Raw genomic sequence first — 16,393 nt, 5'->3', positions numbered from 1 at the left:
GGTTAGACCCTGCCTGTCTCAAAACTTTACATAAGTATTTCCCGGAAACCCGGTATCATGGACGGCGCGATATGCAAACAGCATCCTTGAAGATTGGCACTAGAGGCAGCAAGCTTGCGCTCGCGCAAGCCTATGAAACCCGTTCCCGTCTGATTGCCGCGCATGGCCTCAATGAAGATGCGATTGAAATCGTTCCGATGTCGACAGCCGGAGATCGCATTCAGGATCGCCCGTTGTCGCAGGTTGGCGGCAAGGGGCTGTTTACCGAAGAGATTGAAGCGGCGCTGAAAGACGGCCGCATCGATCTGGCTGTGCATTCCACCAAGGATATGCCGACTGTTCTGCCGGAAGGTCTTCATCTTTCTACATTCCTTGAGCGCGAAGATCCCCGTGATGCTTTTGTTGGCCGTACCTCGAAGCGTTTTCTTGATCTGCCGCAGGGCGCGGTCGTTGGTTCGTCATCGCTGCGTCGTCAGGCAATGATCAAGCGTCTGCGTCCCGACATTCAAGTGGTGATGTTCCGCGGCAATGTCCAGACGCGTCTTCGCAAGCTGGAAGAAGGCGAAGTGGATGGCACGTTCTTAGCCTGCGCCGGATTGAAGCGACTCGACCTTGCCGATGTGATTACCGATTTGCTTGATCCATCGATCTTTCTGCCTGCGCCGGGACAGGGCGCAATCGGTATCGAAAGTCGTATTGGCGATGAAAAAATCGATGCATTGCTGAAGCCGTTGGCGCATCGCGACACGCATGTGGCGCTGGCTTGCGAACGCGCGTTTCTGGCAACCCTTGATGGCTCTTGCCGCACGCCGATTGCAGGCCTTGCGATTGTTGATGGAGACAAAGTCTCGTTCCGTGGCATGATCCTGACGCCAGATGGTCGTGAAGCGCATGAAGTGACAGCGGAAGGTTCTGCTTCCGATGCTGCCGCGCTCGGATCGGACGCCGCCAAACGTGTACGGACGCAAGCTGGTGCAAAGTTCTTTGAAGGCTGGGAGTAACATTGGCGGAAGAGCGGAAGGCAGTGCTTGGCGGTCGTGTTCTGATCACTCGGCCAGAACCATCGGCATCATTGACGGCGGCAAAGCTTGCCGATCTGGGATTCTCGCCTGTTTCTCTGCCGGTTAGTCGTACCGTCGCGCTTCAATTCTCAATCGAGAATCAGTCGTTCGATGCGCTTGCAGTGACGAGCGCCAATGCGTTTCGACACGTACCAAATGAACAACTTCAACCGTTGAAAACCCTGCCGCTGTTTGCTGTTGGTGAAGGTACAGCGCGTGCCGCACGGGAAGCAGGTTTTCGGACTGTGATTGAAGGCGGCGGCGATGCTGTGCGTCTGGCTGCGAAGATGGCGGAAGTTTTGCCGAAAGGCGCAGAGGTTCTTTATCTCGCAGGACGTGTGCGTCAGCCCATATTTGAGCATCAGGTGTCGAAGACGGGCCTTACTATGACAGTCCGGGATGTCTATGACATCGCGACAATCGACTATTCAGTCAATGAAATCAAAGCCACGCTTGCCAAAGGTCCATTTGTCGCGGTGCTGCTTTATTCTGCTGTCGCTGCGAAGCTGTTTGTCGAGTTGATGCAGAAAACTGACGCGCAGTTTGACGAGAAAACGCGGTTTCTCAGCATTTCTGAACGTGTTGCCGACTGCTTGCCAGAGGAATGGCGCGCGCAGACACTGATTGCGGATCATCCCGACGAGAGTGGTATTTTTCGTTTGTTTTCCAAACTTTGACTCTTTTGCGCGCAACCTTTCTTCATCTCCTGATTTTATCTGATAAGCTTTAAAGACATTCTTTGCACGACGAGAGGACCTATGGCGAAATCCGGCACTCCGCGACATTCCAAACCGGCCCGCAAGCCCGTGACGATCAATCTGGATCCGTCGGATGTTAAACGTGTTGACGAAGCGGCAAAACCACAGGCGACGGTTCAGGCAACACCGGCAGCCGAGCCAGTAGGGGATTTCTCGAAGATGACCGATACAAAGCCTGCTGCCGCTACTGCTCCAAAACCTGAACCCAAAGCGGAAAAGCCCCCCTTTACAGCTGGTGTTAAGCCTGAAACCTCAAGGGAAGCGCCGCGCGCCACCACGTCTGTACCGCCGGTGTCTGAAAAGAAATCCGGTTCAGGTGGCGCTTATCTTCTGGCGGGCGTTGCCGGTGGCGTGATTGCGCTTGGCGGTCTGCTGGCTTTGCAATGGGGCAATGTGGTGCCTTCGCCGGGATCGCGCGTCACTGCCGAACAATTGGCGCGTATGGAGCAACAGATTGCCGATCTACGCACCAATCCAGCGCCAGCGCCTCTGGATGATGCCAGCAAGGTGCAACTTGCCGATTTGCAGAAAAATGTCGAAGCGGCTGAGATCAAGTCTGAAGCTGTCGTCGGAAGTCTCACCGAAATTCAGCAGCAGTTTGCAGCACTGCCCAAGGCAGGCGAGGGCGGTTCTGCTCCGGTCGATATTTCTGCGTTGACCGAGCGTCTTGCAGCACTCGAATCGCAATTGAACGATGCAAAAAGCCAGGCCGATCAGGCCGCGGCTGGTGTTTCGGGAAATAGCGGCACGATCTCCAATCTCGAACAGAAACTGGTTTCGCTTCAGGACAAGGTGAGTGAAAGTGCGCGCCAGCCGGATGCATCGGCGCTGATTGCCGCCAACGCATTGAAGACGGCGATTGATCGCGGTGGTTCGTTCAAGGCGGAGCTCGAGACTTATGCGTCTGTTGCGCCACAGGATAAGTCGGTAGAAGGGTTGAGTGCTTTTGCCGATAAAGGTGTTCCGACCATCGCCGATCTCAATGCGTGGTTTGGACCTGTTGCAAACAAAATCATAGCCACAGAAAACAAGCTGCCTGCCGATGCAGGCGTATGGGATCAGCTTGTCGCCAGCGCCAAAGGTCTCGTCAGCGTGCGCCCCGTTGCAGGCAATGTGAGCGGGACGGGTGTTGGTCCGACCACAGCACGTATGGAAGCAGCCCTTCATGCCGGTGATCTTGAACGGGCAATCTCCGAATGGGAGCAATTGCCTGCTGATGCGAAAGCGGCTTCAGAAGAGTTTGCAGGCCAGATGAAGGCGCGGCACAACACAGATGCATTGATCCAGCGTCTTGTGACCGACAGCCTCAAGCCAAAGACCGCAACAGACGCCACGGCGCCAAACTAAGGAGGCGTCGTCTATGCTGCGTGTGATATTTTACTTCGCTATTGTTGTCGTTCTGGGATTTGGCTTTTCGTGGCTCGCGGATCGTCCGGGTGAGCTTGATGTCACCTTCGCTGGCAATCATTATAATGTGCCGCTGATTACCGCCGCTGCGGGTGTGGTGGCGATTGTTGCCGCGATCCTGATCCTCTGGTGGCTTATCAAGAGTATCATCCAGTCGCCTTATACGCTGCGCCGTCATTTCCGAGCCCGTAAACGTGACCGTGGCTATCAGTCACTATCGACCGGACTGATTGCTGCGGGTGCAGGCGATGCGGAGGCCGCGCGCCGCATGAACAAGCAGGCAGCCAAGCTTTTGAACGCGGATCAGGAGCCACTGATCAAGCTTCTTGAAGCGCAGACTGCCATGCTGGAAGGCCGCACCGACGATGCCCGCAAGGGCTTTGAAGCCATGATTGAAGACCCGGAAACCAAGCTGCTTGGTTTGCGCGGTCTTTATATCGAAGCGCAGCGTGTCGGCGCGCGCGAGGCCGCTCGTCATTATGCGGCGGAAGCCGCAAAAGAAGCACCACAGCTTGAATGGGCATCCTCTGCCGTCATGGGCCAGCTCTGCTCTGAAGGCGATTGGGATGGTGCATTGAAGCTTGTGGATGCGCGTAAACAGGCACTCGCTCACAGCAAGGATGTGGTGAAGAAGGAGCGCGCAGCGCTTCTCACTGCCAAAGCAATGGCGACGGTGGATGTGGATCATGCACATGCCAAGGTCATTGCGCTTGAAGCCAATAAGCTTGCGCCTGATCTGGTGCCTGCGGCTGTTGTTGCTGCACGTGCGCTGTTTGCCGATGGTGAAGTGCGCAAGGGCTCAAAAATTCTTGAAGCTGCCTGGAAGCGTTCGCCGCATCCCGATATTGCTTCGACCTATGTTTATGGTCGGGCAGGCGACACGGTGCAGGACCGTTTGAAACGGGCGAAACATCTGGTGACGCTGCGTTCAAACAATGCCGAAGGCAGTCTGGCGCTGGCACGTGCAGCTTATGAGGCCGGTGATTATCGTCTTGCGCGCGATAATGCTGAACAGGTGCTGCGCGGCTCTCCTCGGGAAAGCGCTTATCTGTTGTTTGCGGATATCGAAGAGGCCGAGACCGGCGATCAGGGCAAGGTGCGGCAGTGGCTTGCTCAGGCTGTCAAGGCACCGCGCGATCCTGCATGGACGGCGGACGGCTATGTTTCCGAGCAATGGTCACCCGTGTCGCCTGTTACCGGACGCTTGAACAGCTTTGAATGGAAAGTGCCGGTTGAGCAGCTTTCGCCGGTGATTGAGATTGAAAAGCCGGAAATTGCGGAAGCAGTTCCGGATCACATCGCAGAAAGCAGGGCAATTGTTCCGGTCGAAAAACCTGCGCCTAAGCCAAAGTTTGAGGATGTGGTCGAGGCCGAAGTGGTTGTGCCTGAAGCCGAACCGGTAAAGGTTAAGACCGCACCGCTGCCGCCAAAAATCGCTGCGGTCGACAACCCAGCTGTGATCGATGCCATTTCACCAGAAAGTGCTGAAGATGATGCCGACGCTGTGAAAAACCGTACAGCGCATATCATTGTCGATGATCCTGGCGTGGATGAAAGCAAGTCATCACAGAAGGCGCCGAACGGGCTGCGGTTGTTCTAGGGTCTGTGGGGAATTAGTTTTGAAGCGTGGTATGGATGAAAATGGCTCAGGTTTAGGAGCAAAGCCGAAGGTGGAGTGGTTCTCGATCGAGGTTTTGCGACGCGAAGCTGGGCCATTTTCACCATATCCCTTTAGGACGTGGCGGATTTTCTCTCTGAATGCGTCGAACAGCCCTTATGGAGATACACTCCACGGCGTCCTGTTCTCCTGTTCAGAAACAAAATCCGTCTCACGCCACGCCCAAAACCTAATTCCCCACAGACCCTAGAGCATTTCCAGCAAAAGTGCGAAGCGGTTTTGCGTGAGGTAAATGCGGCGAAACAAATACTTAGAGCGGTTCCGGCGACTCCGTTTTGACTGTAACCGCTCTAAAATGACTTTTTAAGGGGGTGGGCTAATTGTTGCCTAAAGACCACGGCAACCCTCTCTTGAGCAGTCAAAACCGAGACAGGGCGGTTTGCCGTCTTGTGCCTCGCCATTAGCCCGCTATTTTCAATAGTTCTAAAGAACGGCGTTTTGCTGGCATAAGTGTTTTTGTGGCGAGGGTGAATGTTCGAGCGTTTGCTGGATTTTCTGAAAGAGTTGCCGGGCAACGGTTTACGTGAGCGGGGCGAAAAGTTTTCCGATGCCGACCCACGGCTTGCAGCTGCTGCCCTTCTGTTTCACATCATGGATGCGGATGGCGAAACGCGCGAAAGCGAGCGTGCAAAACTTTCGGCGATGCTTTCGCAGAAATATGGCCTCAAAGGCGATGCGCTTAAAAAGCTGATCAAGGCTGCAGAAGAAGCTGATCAGGAATCTATCAGCCTCTCAGATTTTACTTCCGTGCTGAAGCGTCATCTCGATTATCAGGCCCGCGTCGATTTCGTGGCCTTGATGTGGGAAATCGTTTACGCGGATGGGATCGTCAGCGAAGTGGAAGCAGATGTGATGTGGCGCGTCGCCCATCTCATCGGCGTCACCGAACAAGATCGCAATATGATCGAGGCGCGTGTCCGCGCAGCCAATAAGAGCGCGCCAGAGGTCTGACACGCTCTGGGGTTTAAGTTCTGCCCTGCAAATTGCGTGCTTTGCGCAATTGCGGGAACATGGCGGCCCAGGCGGCTGCAACGGCAATCGATCCAACGCCGCCAATCACCACCGCAGGAACCGCACCAATGGCAGCAGCCATCAACCCGGCACGGAATTCACCCAGCTCGTTAGAAGCGCCCACAAACACCATGTTGACCGCATTGACGCGACCGCGAACATGATCGGGCGTCCAGAGCTGCATCAGGGTTTCACGAATATAGACGCTGATCATATCGGCAGCACCGGCAAGGGCGAGAGCGACGATCGAAAGCCATGTCAGTGTTGAAACGCCGAAGATGATGTTGAACAGGCCGAACAGGGCAACAAAGACGAACATCACACGCCCGGCATGATCGCGGATCGGGTGACCCGCAAGCCAGATCGCCGTGAGTACGGCACCGATGCCGGGAGCTGAGCGCAGAAGACCGAGCCCCCATGGACCGAGATCCAGAATATCGCGGGCATAGATTGGCAAAAGTGCAACCGTGCCGCCAAGCAGAACGGCGAAAAGATCGAGCGAAATGGCACCGAGTACAATCTTCTCTTTCCAGATATAGCGGAAGCCCGCGAGCATGGTGGAGAGCGAGCGCTCTTCTGTCGTTGTATGCTGTTTGGGCTTTGGAATGGAGAAGATCAGGATGGAGCCAGCGATCAGAAATACGGTCGCCACACCATAGGCCGCAATGTGTGAGACGCCGTAGAGCAGTCCACCCGCGACGGGGCCGACAATGGTCGCCACTTGCCATGCCGATGCGTTCCACGAAACTGCATTGGCGAAATCCTCGGTCGGAACCAGATTGACCACGAGGGAAGCGGAAGATGGTCCGAGGAATGCACGTGCCACGCCAAAGATCAGCAAAGCTGCAAAGACGGTCAGCGGCTCAAACAGTCCGGTGAGTGTCAGGACCAGCAATATTGCCGTGACCACGCTTTCAAGAATGAGCGACAGCCCCATAACGAGGCGTCGGCCAAAGCGATCGGCTGCGGCCCCGGTGAACAGAACAAGCAGCAATGCAGGCAGGAATTGCACCAGCCCGACCATGCCGAGATTGAAAGCGTCTCGGGTCTGGTCATAAATCTGCCAGCCGACGGAAACACTGACGATCTGGACGGCGAATGCACTCAGGAAGCGTGCTGCCCAGTATTTTTTGAATGGAGTATGACGGAATGCGGCATAGCGATCCGCATGAGAAGCATCGGTGCTGGGGGACATTGCTCAGGACATCTGTAAAAGGGAATTCTTTCTTACAGCAGTTTTTAGCGGGAAATGATCACTTTTTCTTGGAGAATCCCACGGTTCTGCAACATATGCGGAGTAGTTTTCTGTTTGTTGCTGATCGGGAAAGCAAAAAGGCCGATATAAACCGGCCTTTTCGATGATTGTGCATGGTCTTTGTTGATCAGTTGGTGCTGATCAATCTTTACCGAGCAGGCCTTTCCAGATGATGGCACCAATCGCAGCACCTACAAGTGGGGCCACCCAGAACAGCCAGAGCTGCCCCAAAGCACCAGTTTCTGCAAACAGGGCCGCAGCCGCAGAACGGGCTGGATTGACCGATGTATTGCTGATCGGGATCGAGATCAGATGGATCAGGGTCAGAGAAAGACCGATGGCGATCGGTGCAAAGCCCGATGGTACGGCTGATGAGGTCGAACCGAGAATGACGATGAGGAAGAACGCCGTCAGTACGATTTCAGCAATCAATGCCGCCGTGAGGCTAAAGCCGCCGGGCGATAGCTCGCCATAGCCGTTGGACGCAAAACCACCTGCCGTGAAGCCGGTCTTGCCGGTTGCAATGAGATAAAGAACGGCTGCGGCAGCAACGCCGCCCAGAACCTGTGCAACCCAGTAAGGGATGAGGTCTTTCGCCGGAAAACGTCCCGCAACCAGAAGGCCGAACGAGACGGCTGGATTGAAGTGGCCGCCGGAAATGCCGCCGACAGCATAAGCCATCGTCAGAACGGTCAGACCGAAGGCGAGAGCGACGCCAGAAAAGCCGATGCCCAGTTCAGGATAGGCTGCAGCGAAGATCGCGCTGCCGCAACCACCGAAGACGAGCCAGAATGTTCCGAAAAATTCCGCAGACAGTTTGTTCAACATGGAAGTCCCCAGTGTCGGTGCAGTGATAAATGCCGGTGCGAATCAGATAGCTAAATATATAGCCGGGTTTTTCTTACATCAATCGTGTTTAATTGGGCGATAAGTTTGTCGAATTTGTCGGATATTGCAATGATAACAGTAAATTTCAGTTTCATTTCAATTTGTATTAGAATGTTCTTTTAAATAGTTCCAAACTTTCAAAACAGCCAGAAAAACCCATAAACTGGCCGCTTTTTGGCCTTAATTTAAATCATGCTTGGTTTTGTCTTGTATATTGCGGTCGTGGTCGCACGCGCGTTATAAGAAACTTGTTCATGCAGATAATTGCGATGAAAACGATCTCGGCAAAGCGGGTGTTTCGTGGGGCGTTATAGGGAGTTGCCAGCCTTGAAGATTCAAATTGAGGCACGAACATGCAGATCGATTCTGCAATCCGTGATGGTGGTTGCCGTTGGTGCGGTATTGTCCGGTTGTTCGGCCAGTGCATGGTCTGAAACGGTCAGGATCGACAGCGCTCCTGCTATGCCGAAGGAATGTGGCGGCTGGCAAAGGATCGACCTCAAGCAGCGTACGACCATGGTTCTGTTGCGTGAAGATGCTCGCCTCGTCACAGATATCGATTCCCATAATCTCAAAGGCCGCAATCTCGGTTGCTGGGAATAGCACTGTTTCTTTTCGCGCATCTCTTTGCCGAAAACCGTTTTGCACTTTTCGGTATGCGCCCTAAATTTTCCTGTCAAATTGGAGGCGATTTGACGATTGTCAGATCGTTTCGGATTTCTTTGCGCACATTCCAATAATTGCCTGAATGTTCTGCGTTATAAAAACACAATGCTCGCGCAATTTTTATTGATGATTCCAGTCGCGTTAACCTCACATTAACCATGGGGGTTAAAGGTCATTTTGATATCGATTTCATCCGTAGCCCAATCGGAATGCGGACAATTTAGAGAAGCACACCGGTGATACGTTTCGAGAATGTCGGCCTGAGATATGGAATGGGGCCAGAGATCCTCAAGGATGTCAGCTTTCATATTCCGCCGCGCTCATTCCAGTTCCTGACCGGCCCTTCCGGGGCAGGCAAGACGTCATTGCTGCGCCTCTTATTCATGGCACTGAAACCGACGCGCGGGCTGATCAATATTTTCGGCAAGGATGTCGCGCGGCTCGACCACAAGGAAGTGCCGCTTTTGCGTCGGCGGATCGGGATTGTTTTCCAGGATTTTCGGCTGCTCGATCATATGACGACCTATGAAAATGTAGCACTTCCGTTGCGTGTGCGCGGCAAGGAAGAGGCGACTTATCGGCATGAGGTGGAGGAACTTCTGCACTGGGTCGGGCTTGGCGACCGCATGAATGTGCTGCCGCCTGTACTTTCGGGCGGGGAAAAGCAGCGTGCTGCCATTGCACGCGCATTGATTGACCAACCCGAACTTCTGCTTGCGGATGAGCCGACAGGCAATGTTGATCCGCCACTAGCCAAACGTCTGTTGCGGCTTTTTGCAGAGCTTAACCGCTCAGGTACTGCTGTTATCATTGCGACGCACGATCTTTCCTTGATGGATCAGGTCAATGCACGGCGCATGGTTCTCGAACATGGGCGGCTCGATATCTATGATTGAAGCTGACAAAGACTGGCAAAGAGCTCTCCGGAAAGTCATGGACGATCTGCGCATACGCTTTGAAGACCTCAAGGATATGCTGATGGTCCGCATCGGTAAGCGCCGAAAGCGGCAAGGCCCAAGTCCAATCGTCCCAGATGGAAGCGTGACGGGTACGGCGCTGGTGATCGTGATCGCGATAATGACCTTTCTTGCCTGTCTTACCCTTGGTGGCGTGACTTTGGTGCGTGCTTCGGCTGCCCAATGGCAAAGCCAGATTGCGCGCGAGGCGACCATTCAGATCCGTCCTGTCGATGGGCTCGACATGGACAAGGCGCTTCAGGATGCAAGCGGTATTGCTCGCGGTTTTGCTGGCGTGAAAGACACCAGCATTATCGACAAGGATGCGACCGCTCGCTTGCTTGAGCCATGGCTTGGCAGCGGCCTCAATATCGATGAATTGCCGGTTCCGCGTCTGGTTGTTGTGACGATAGACGAAAATGCACCGCCGGATTTTGAAACCATGCGCGCTGAAATCACCCGCGCCATTCCGAGCGCAAGTTTTGATGACCATCGCACATGGGTCGACAGACTTGTTTCGATGGCCAATACGACGGTACTGATTGGTACGGGCGTCTTGTCGCTTGTGGTGGCGGCAACGGTCCTGACGGTTATCTTTGCCACCCGTGGCGCTATGTCCGGCAACGGGCATATCATCGAGGTTCTGCATTTCATTGGTGCGGAATCGAAATTCGTCGCGCGCGAATTTGAATGGCATTTCTTCCGCACAGCTCTTAAAGGCGCACTGTTTGGCGGTATGGCTGCCATGTTTGTGTTTTTCGTCTTTTCATGGTGGGCGTCGCGGCATATGGGGACACCGGCTGCAGATCAGGCTGCTGCGATGTTTGGCAATTTTGCCATTGGGCGCGACGGCTATATCGGCGCGGCTGCGATCATCATTCTGGTAAGTGTGCTGACGATGCTGACAAGTCGTCTGACCGTTGTTCGCCAGCTCTCCACGATGGATGGTCCGGGAGTGCGGGCCGAATGACTGTCTTTTTTGCCAATACCAACCGGAAGTCACGAATTTCCGGTAACTTTCCGAGTTATCGCCGCAATGATGGTTATGATAGCAAGGTGAGTGAACGCAAGGTTCAGAAAACGGTATTGGCGGAGCGTTCGGGAAGCGTTGATGCGGTGGCAGGCAGAGAAGCAAAGGCGGAAGCGCATAGGGGCGCTGTGGTGTGGCGCCGCAGCCCCACAACGGATGCGCCGTCTACACTTTTGCCATCCATGCTTGCGTTGGCTGTCGGTAAATTCATATGGTCTGTCCTGATGCGTATATTTCGACGACTTCAGCCTATTTCCATTGTGCTTTTTCTGGCCCTTGTAGCCTTTCTGATCGGCTTTGTCGCATTCAGCGAGAAGGTCACCAGCATGCAATCGCCTGTGTTGGATGAGCCAGCGGACGCGATTGTCGTCCTGACCGGCGGGCAGTCGCGCATACAGGCAGCACTCGATCTTCTGAAAGAGAAACAGGGCAAGCGCTTGCTGATCAGCGGCGTGCATCCGTCCACCACGGAAAAATCGCTACAGCGTGCAACGCATACCGATCCGAGCCTGTTTGATTGTTGCGTCGATCTGGATCGTTCGGCGCTTAACACTGTAGGTAATGCGACTGAAAGCGAACGCTGGATCCGCGCCAACAACTATCATCGCGTGATCGTCGTCACCAATAATTATCATATCCCGCGCAGCATCCTGGAGATGTCATACCGGATGCAGGACGTGGAATTTGTGCCTTATCCAGTGGTGAATGGTGAAAAGCGCGCTCATAGTTGGGTGGCTGAAGGCGACACGCTCCGAGTCCTGTTCATTGAATATGTCAAATATCTGGGAGCAGCTCTTCGTGTTGGTGGGGCGAAGATTTTCGGCGATACATTCACTCCCGACCTTGGCTGACACTGAATTGATCATTCGGCACTGAGATTTCCTTATGGAAAAAGTTGCGCTTCCTGATATATCGGGTGCCGCTGCTTTCATGGAAAAGCTCCCAGTTTCTTTTTACCTGATCTGTTCGCGTCAAACCGATACGAAGACCAGGTTTAACCAAGGTTCTCGCCGATACGATGCTTCTCTATCTGCGCTCCATTTTATTCAATCTGGCTTTTTACGTCGGCACTCTCGTGCAGATGATCCTCTATACGCCGTTCTATTTTCTGCTTCCGCGCAAGAAAGCCTGGATTGTTCCCAAGACCTGGGCACGGGTTAATCTCTGGCTTCAGAAATATATTGCTGGCACCGATTATGTGATCGAAGGCCTCGATAATATTCCTGAAGGTGCTTATATCGTGGCGCCCAAACATCAGTCGGCCTGGGACACCTATGCTTTCCTGCCGCAGCTCGATGATCCGGTTTTGATCCTCAAGCGTGAGCTGATGCGGATACCGCTCTTTGGCTGGTATGTTGCGAAGATGGAAATGATTCCGGTTGATCGTGGATCGCGCGTCAAGGCGCTGCATTCCATCACGAAAGGCGCGCAGAAGGCTATTGCCGAAGGTCGGCAGATTCTCATCTATCCTGAAGGAACGCGTCGTTCGCCGGGTGCGCCGCCGCAGTATAAATATGGCATCGTGCATCTCTACGAAGCGCTGAATCTTCCGGTTCTGCCGATAGCGCATAATGCCGGGCTTTACTGGCCGCGCCGTAAATTCCTGCGTTTTCCGGGGACTGTCCGTTGCCGTGTGCTGCCGCTTATTCCGGCAGGCCTCGAAAAGGAAGAATTTCTGCGTCGACTGATCGAGACAACAGAAACGGCCTGTGACGAACTTCTGGTCGCAGCAAGTCGTGACACCAACGCTCCACCCATGCCACCAACAGCCGTTCAGCGGCTGAAAGAACTGGGTGAATAATCACTAAATCGAACAAATAACCTGATCGCGCTCTATTCCATTCAAGAGAACGACAATTCGTCGCGTTTTGTTGAACTTTCGTTTTTCTTGCACGCAAACATGAAACCCGTTATCAGAGCGCGACACGAAAGGACCCATCATGAATATTGATGCTATCTCCATCGGCAACAATCCGCCAGAAGACGTTAACGTTATTATCGAAGTGCCGGTCGGTGGACAGCCGATCAAGTACGAGATGGACAAGAAGGCTGGCGCCCTGATTGTGGACCGCTTCCTCTACACACCTATGACCTATCCGGGCAATTACGGCTTCGTGCCGCACACGCTTTCGGAAGATGGCGACCCGATTGACGTTCTGGTTTGCAACACCCGTCCGCTGATCCCTGGCTGCGTGATCAATGTTCGCCCAATCGGCGTTCTGGTCATGGAAGACAATTCCGGCAAGGACGAGAAGATCATTGCAGTTCCTTCGCCAAACCTGACGCAGCGTTATGCCAAGGTACATGATTATTCCGATCTTCCGGAAATCACGCTGAAGCAGATCGCGCACTTCTTTGAACACTACAAGGATCTGGAGCCCGGCAAGTGGGTCAAGATCGGCGATTGGGGCGACGAAGATTACGCGCGCAAGTTCATCGTTGAAGCGATCGAACGCGCCAAGGGCAAATAATTAGCCTCGCAAAATTGAACAAAAACGCCCGGATGAAAGTCCGGGCGTTTTTGTTTGATCTGTTCTGAGCGTTCCTTAAAGAAGCACAGGAAGCAGCGTCGTCCACATGAACTGACGGATGAAAAAGATAATCAGCAGCACGACGATCGGCGAAATATCGATGCCGCCGAGATTGGGCAGGATATTACGGAGCGGGCGGAGAACCGGTTCGGTTACTTTGTAAAGAAACTCACCGATTGAAGCCACGAAGCGGTTGGAAGAATTGATGACGTTGAACGCATAGAGCCATGAGAAAACGGCACTAGCGATAATGATCCAAGTATAGATATCGAGCGCCAGATCAATGGTGCGGAACAATGCGATCATAAAGGTCTCCTTGGCAATCGGAGCGGTGCAGATCAGAAACTGACCCAGCAAGACCACTCCAACCCTTTGAATCTCTGCATCGTATTGTCCAAAATCCAGTCAGGCTCCGGAGCGATGCTTTAGCCGAGATGTAGCGGTTGCTTTGGGCAAGAACAAGGGCAAGCCGTGCAAGCAATGCAACTTTAATATCCTCCGTATGCTTGTAGGAGAAAACAGGCATATTTTCTTCGGTTGCAGCCAGAGTTTTCTGTGCTGCGCGTTCAGGCACCAATTTGTCTGCGATATTCGTCGGGCGTGATACCCATCAGTTTGCGGAACATGGCGATGAAAGCCGATGCGCTGGCATAGCCAAGGTCAAGTGCCACATGTTCGACCTTGGCTCCCCCTTCGAGCAGCGGCATGGCTTTCAGCGTTCTGAGACGCTGTTTCCATTCAGGAAAGCTCATACCAAGCTCCTGCTTGCAACGGCGCATCAGTGTCCGCTCGGATGTATTGGCGACCTTTGCAAGATCGTGAAGTGTACGATTGTCGCTTGGATCGGCTTCCAGGATAGACAGGATTTTTTGCAGGGCAGGGTCGGTGCTGGAGGGTAGATAGGATCCGGCACATGGAGCAATCGCCAACTGGTCGAGCAGTGTATGCAGCAGTCGCGTCTCCTGCGGTCGCTGCGGTTGCGATGGCTTCTTCATCCGCAGATGTTCAAGCAGGGTGCGGATCAATGGATTGAGATTGAGTGCGCAGGCCTTGGCTGGGAGGTCGGCGCAAAGCTCTTCGGTCACATAGAGCGAGCAGTAGCATACTTCCTGACGATTGAGGCCCTGATGCTCAATATGCGGTGGAAGCCATATTCCATATTGAGGCGGGGCCAGCAGATGGCTGTCGCCAATGCGTACCTCCATCACACCAGTGAAGGAATAGACGAATTCCCCCCAATCGTGGCGATGCATGGGATAGCGTGCAGCCGGCGGCATGCAGGCTGTTCGAAAGAACAGCGGCTCCGGCAGGGCTTCTGTAAACGGAGGTTGATGCGTGGCTTCGAGGGCGATTACCGCCATTATGGCAATCCTGCGCTAAGGTTTGTCAGTTTTAAGCTATATGCTCTATACCTGACAAGCGTACACCCATTATTCGGATTAATCACGAGGATTCGGACAATGGAGCGCAAGCCCGTCGACATGCACGCCTTTGGAATGATGCTTCTTGTTTGCATCAGCCTCGGCTTGCAGCAGGTACTGCTCAAAATGACGGCTGCGGATATTTCACCCTTGTTCCAGATCGCACTGCGTTCGGGCGTGGGGGCTGCATTAATCGCCGCTATCATGATCGCGCAGCGTGAAACACTGACGATTGCCAATGGTATCTGGAAACCGGGCTTACTGGTCGGTTTGCTGTTTGCGCTTGAATATCTGTTTCTGGGGGAGGGATTGCGTTTAACCTCTGCCGCTCATGCCGTGGTTTTGCTTTATACAGCACCACTTTTTGCGGCACTCGGTTTGCATGTCCTGGTTCCATCAGAGCGACTGACGACGACCCAATGGGGCGGCATCGCCATTGCCTTTCTAGGCATTGCGATCGCTTTCCTTATTCGCGGTGAGGCTGTCCATGGTGACCTGCACGCCATGCTTGTTGGCGATGGGCTCTGCCTGCTTGCCGGGGTAGCGTGGGGTGCAACGACCGTTGTGGTCCGTGGCTCGCGTCTCGCAGCACTGCCAGCGAAGCAGACCTTGCTCTATCAGCTGCTCACAGCTTTCGTGACCTTGTCAGTTGCCGCATTCCTGATGGGACAAGCGGAGATCAGCTGGAACACTATGGTGATTGGGAGTTTCGCTTTTCAGGCCATCATTGTCTCGTTCGCGGTGTTCCTGATCTGGTTTCAGCTTCTGCGAATTTATCGCGCGTCCCAATTGGGTTCGCTCTCTTTCATGACACCGATTTTCGGGGTGATTCTGGGCGCGATTATTTTGGGCGAACCTATCGAAGCCAGCTTCGTTGTGGGCACGGTATTTGTAATAACGGGCATTATGATCGTGAACGGCAAAGATGCGCTGGTCGATCACTTTCGCCGGTACAAGCAAGGCTGATCAGGCTGCGTCGTGCTTCTGCCGGTTCACTTTGTTGCAGATTAGATCGTTGACATGTTCCAATGCATGATCGCGTACGCGCATATTGCGCAGATGCTCAAGTGTGTTGGAGACATAATCGACATTGGCACCGGAATCGCCCTGCGCTGTAGCAACGATTGCAGCCGCATCCTCAGCTTTGAGAGATCCCGCATATTGTGTGTGGCGTCGGTCGGCAACATAGGTAACGGCCTGCACATCACGACCGTCTGCCAGACGCAGGCGCAGCCATTTTTCGTGATAGACCTGATTCGACATTTCGCGTTCGCGCAAATAGATCATGACCTCATCTGTCATGTCGCCGGGTACGCGGAAGGCAATGCCGAGGCAGGAACCGCCAGTATCCAGACCCAGCACAAGACCCGGATGGTCGGGCGTTCCGCGATGGACATGGGAATAGATGCAGAGGCTGCGACGATATCCATGCAGGCGTGCGCGCATGGTTTCGACATGGGCAAAGCCGGGTCGCCACATCAGGGAGCCATAACCGAATACCCAGAAGTCGTTCATTCGCTGATCGTCAATGCGTCTTGTCATGATGGGAATCAATATATGTTCAATTATGGCGAGTTTTTATCGGTAATCTCAGGATATCCCGCATTTTTTGATCGACGGAACTTCACAAGACTCAATCCTGCCATAATATAGCCACCTGTTGGGGACAGCAGAACAGATGATGATGGTTCGGGCTCCTAATGCCCTTTGCTTTGTCACCGCAACCAACTA

Annotated in this window: 17 protein-coding genes; 12 read left to right on the top strand and 5 right to left on the bottom strand. The window is 53.8% G+C overall.

Annotation, left to right across the window (positions count from 1 at the left end; all coding sequences use genetic code 11):
* Nucleotides 1–71: 71 nt before the first annotated feature.
* From hemC to ACSME1_RS06030, 5 genes are all read left to right on the top strand, one after another.
* Nucleotides 72–1,001, top strand: coding sequence for a hydroxymethylbilane synthase (hemC, locus tag ACSME1_RS06050; protein WP_024898562.1), 930 nt, complete (start codon nt 72–74; stop codon nt 999–1,001).
* 2 nt (nt 1,002–1,003) lie between these two features.
* The gene (locus ACSME1_RS06045; RefSeq protein ID WP_036567558.1) at nt 1,004–1,738 is read left to right on the top strand and encodes a uroporphyrinogen-III synthase; all 735 of its coding nucleotides are present in this window, start codon (nt 1,004–1,006) and stop codon (nt 1,736–1,738) included.
* An 81-nt stretch (nt 1,739–1,819) separates the two neighbouring features.
* Entirely contained in the window at nt 1,820–3,166 is a 1,347-nt protein-coding gene (locus ACSME1_RS06040) for a COG4223 family protein (protein ID WP_024898564.1), read from the top strand.
* A gap of 13 nt (nt 3,167–3,179) precedes the next feature.
* Nucleotides 3,180–4,826 carry a heme biosynthesis protein HemY gene (locus ACSME1_RS06035; RefSeq protein ID WP_024898565.1) on the top strand — a complete coding sequence of 549 codons (1,647 nt, stop codon included), beginning with the start codon at nt 3,180–3,182 and terminating at the stop codon, nt 4,824–4,826.
* A gap of 549 nt (nt 4,827–5,375) precedes the next feature.
* A complete protein-coding gene (locus tag ACSME1_RS06030) occupies nt 5,376–5,855 on the top strand; it encodes a TerB family tellurite resistance protein (RefSeq protein WP_024898566.1) in 480 nt (159 codons plus the stop codon).
* A 13-nt stretch (nt 5,856–5,868) separates the two neighbouring features.
* Here ACSME1_RS06030 and ACSME1_RS06025 read toward each other — a convergent pair whose 3' ends face one another.
* Nucleotides 5,869–7,110, bottom strand: coding sequence for an MFS transporter (locus tag ACSME1_RS06025; protein WP_100558484.1), 1,242 nt, complete (start codon nt 7,108–7,110; stop codon nt 5,869–5,871).
* Between the two features lie 201 nt (nt 7,111–7,311).
* Nucleotides 7,312–7,998, bottom strand: coding sequence for an aquaporin Z (gene aqpZ / locus ACSME1_RS06020; protein WP_024898568.1), 687 nt, complete (start codon nt 7,996–7,998; stop codon nt 7,312–7,314).
* Nucleotides 7,999–8,385: 387 nt separating this feature from the next.
* On the opposite strand from aqpZ, the gene ACSME1_RS06015 reads away from it, so the two are divergent.
* The 6 genes from ACSME1_RS06015 (at nt 8,386) to ppa (ending at nt 13,181) form a co-directional block, all read left to right on the top strand.
* Complete coding sequence (locus ACSME1_RS06015) at nt 8,386–8,661, top strand: hypothetical protein (RefSeq protein WP_100558485.1); 276 nt, start codon at nt 8,386–8,388, stop codon at nt 8,659–8,661.
* A gap of 335 nt (nt 8,662–8,996) precedes the next feature.
* Complete coding sequence (gene ftsE, locus ACSME1_RS06010; RefSeq protein WP_024898570.1) at nt 8,997–9,620, top strand: cell division ATP-binding protein FtsE; 624 nt, start codon at nt 8,997–8,999, stop codon at nt 9,618–9,620.
* Nucleotides 9,621–9,657: 37 nt separating this feature from the next.
* A complete protein-coding gene (locus ACSME1_RS06005; RefSeq protein ID WP_024898571.1) occupies nt 9,658–10,650 on the top strand; it encodes a cell division protein FtsX in 993 nt (330 codons plus the stop codon).
* Nucleotides 10,647–11,561 (top strand): YdcF family protein, encoded by a 915-nt coding sequence (locus ACSME1_RS06000; RefSeq protein ID WP_105705632.1) that lies wholly within the window; start codon nt 10,647–10,649, stop codon nt 11,559–11,561. The genes ACSME1_RS06005 and ACSME1_RS06000 overlap by 4 nt, the downstream gene beginning before the upstream one ends.
* 167 nt (nt 11,562–11,728) lie before the next feature.
* Nucleotides 11,729–12,511 (top strand): lysophospholipid acyltransferase family protein, encoded by a 783-nt coding sequence (locus ACSME1_RS05995; protein ID WP_024898573.1) that lies wholly within the window; start codon nt 11,729–11,731, stop codon nt 12,509–12,511.
* Nucleotides 12,512–12,650: 139 nt separating this feature from the next.
* A complete protein-coding gene (ppa, locus tag ACSME1_RS05990; RefSeq protein WP_024898574.1) occupies nt 12,651–13,181 on the top strand; it encodes an inorganic diphosphatase in 531 nt (176 codons plus the stop codon).
* Between the two features lie 75 nt (nt 13,182–13,256).
* On the opposite strand, the gene ACSME1_RS05985 is transcribed toward ppa, so the two are convergent.
* Nucleotides 13,257–13,547, bottom strand: coding sequence for a YggT family protein (locus tag ACSME1_RS05985; RefSeq protein ID WP_024898575.1), 291 nt, complete (start codon nt 13,545–13,547; stop codon nt 13,257–13,259).
* A 260-nt stretch (nt 13,548–13,807) separates the two neighbouring features.
* The gene (locus ACSME1_RS05980; RefSeq protein WP_105705634.1) at nt 13,808–14,602 is read right to left on the bottom strand and encodes an AraC family transcriptional regulator; all 795 of its coding nucleotides are present in this window, start codon (nt 14,600–14,602) and stop codon (nt 13,808–13,810) included.
* Nucleotides 14,603–14,701: 99 nt separating this feature from the next.
* Here ACSME1_RS05980 and ACSME1_RS05975 point away from each other — a divergent pair, with 99 nt between their 5' ends.
* Complete coding sequence (locus tag ACSME1_RS05975; RefSeq protein WP_105705636.1) at nt 14,702–15,628, top strand: DMT family transporter; 927 nt, start codon at nt 14,702–14,704, stop codon at nt 15,626–15,628.
* Here the strand turns inward: ACSME1_RS05975 and ACSME1_RS05970 are convergent, their stop codons facing one another.
* Nucleotides 15,629–16,204 (bottom strand): gamma-glutamylcyclotransferase, encoded by a 576-nt coding sequence (locus tag ACSME1_RS05970; protein WP_100560055.1) that lies wholly within the window; start codon nt 16,202–16,204, stop codon nt 15,629–15,631.
* Between the last annotated feature and the right edge of the window lie 189 nt (nt 16,205–16,393).

This window comes from Brucella pituitosa, assembly GCF_965577835.1.
In the GTDB taxonomy this organism is placed as follows: domain Bacteria; phylum Pseudomonadota; class Alphaproteobacteria; order Rhizobiales; family Rhizobiaceae; genus Brucella; species Brucella pituitosa.
This window is presented reverse-complemented; position numbering and strand designations above follow the sequence as displayed.

What these genes read in the sequence shown, in the direction of transcription:
- hemC (WP_024898562.1), top strand. Translation starts at nt 72, where the DNA reads ATGCAAACAGCATCCTTGAAGATTGGCACTAGAGGCAGCAAGCTTGCG.
- ACSME1_RS06040 (WP_024898564.1), top strand. Translation starts at nt 1,820, where the DNA reads ATGGCGAAATCCGGCACTCCGCGACATTCCAAACCGGCCCGCAAGCCC.
- ACSME1_RS06035 (WP_024898565.1), top strand. Translation starts at nt 3,180, where the DNA reads ATGCTGCGTGTGATATTTTACTTCGCTATTGTTGTCGTTCTGGGATTT.
- ACSME1_RS06030 (WP_024898566.1), top strand. Translation starts at nt 5,376, where the DNA reads ATGTTCGAGCGTTTGCTGGATTTTCTGAAAGAGTTGCCGGGCAACGGT.
- ACSME1_RS06025 (WP_100558484.1), bottom strand. Translation starts at nt 7,110, where the DNA reads ATGTCCCCCAGCACCGATGCTTCTCATGCGGATCGCTATGCCGCATTC.
- aqpZ (WP_024898568.1), bottom strand. Translation starts at nt 7,998, where the DNA reads ATGTTGAACAAACTGTCTGCGGAATTTTTCGGAACATTCTGGCTCGTC.
- ftsE (WP_024898570.1), top strand. Translation starts at nt 8,997, where the DNA reads ATGGGGCCAGAGATCCTCAAGGATGTCAGCTTTCATATTCCGCCGCGC.
- ACSME1_RS06005 (WP_024898571.1), top strand. Translation starts at nt 9,658, where the DNA reads ATGGACGATCTGCGCATACGCTTTGAAGACCTCAAGGATATGCTGATG.
- ACSME1_RS06000 (WP_105705632.1), top strand. Translation starts at nt 10,647, where the DNA reads ATGACTGTCTTTTTTGCCAATACCAACCGGAAGTCACGAATTTCCGGT.
- ACSME1_RS05995 (WP_024898573.1), top strand. Translation starts at nt 11,729, where the DNA reads ATGCTTCTCTATCTGCGCTCCATTTTATTCAATCTGGCTTTTTACGTC.
- ppa (WP_024898574.1), top strand. Translation starts at nt 12,651, where the DNA reads ATGAATATTGATGCTATCTCCATCGGCAACAATCCGCCAGAAGACGTT.
- ACSME1_RS05985 (WP_024898575.1), bottom strand. Translation starts at nt 13,547, where the DNA reads ATGATCGCATTGTTCCGCACCATTGATCTGGCGCTCGATATCTATACT.
- ACSME1_RS05980 (WP_105705634.1), bottom strand. Translation starts at nt 14,602, where the DNA reads ATGGCGGTAATCGCCCTCGAAGCCACGCATCAACCTCCGTTTACAGAA.
- ACSME1_RS05975 (WP_105705636.1), top strand. Translation starts at nt 14,702, where the DNA reads ATGGAGCGCAAGCCCGTCGACATGCACGCCTTTGGAATGATGCTTCTT.
- ACSME1_RS05970 (WP_100560055.1), bottom strand. Translation starts at nt 16,204, where the DNA reads ATGACAAGACGCATTGACGATCAGCGAATGAACGACTTCTGGGTATTC.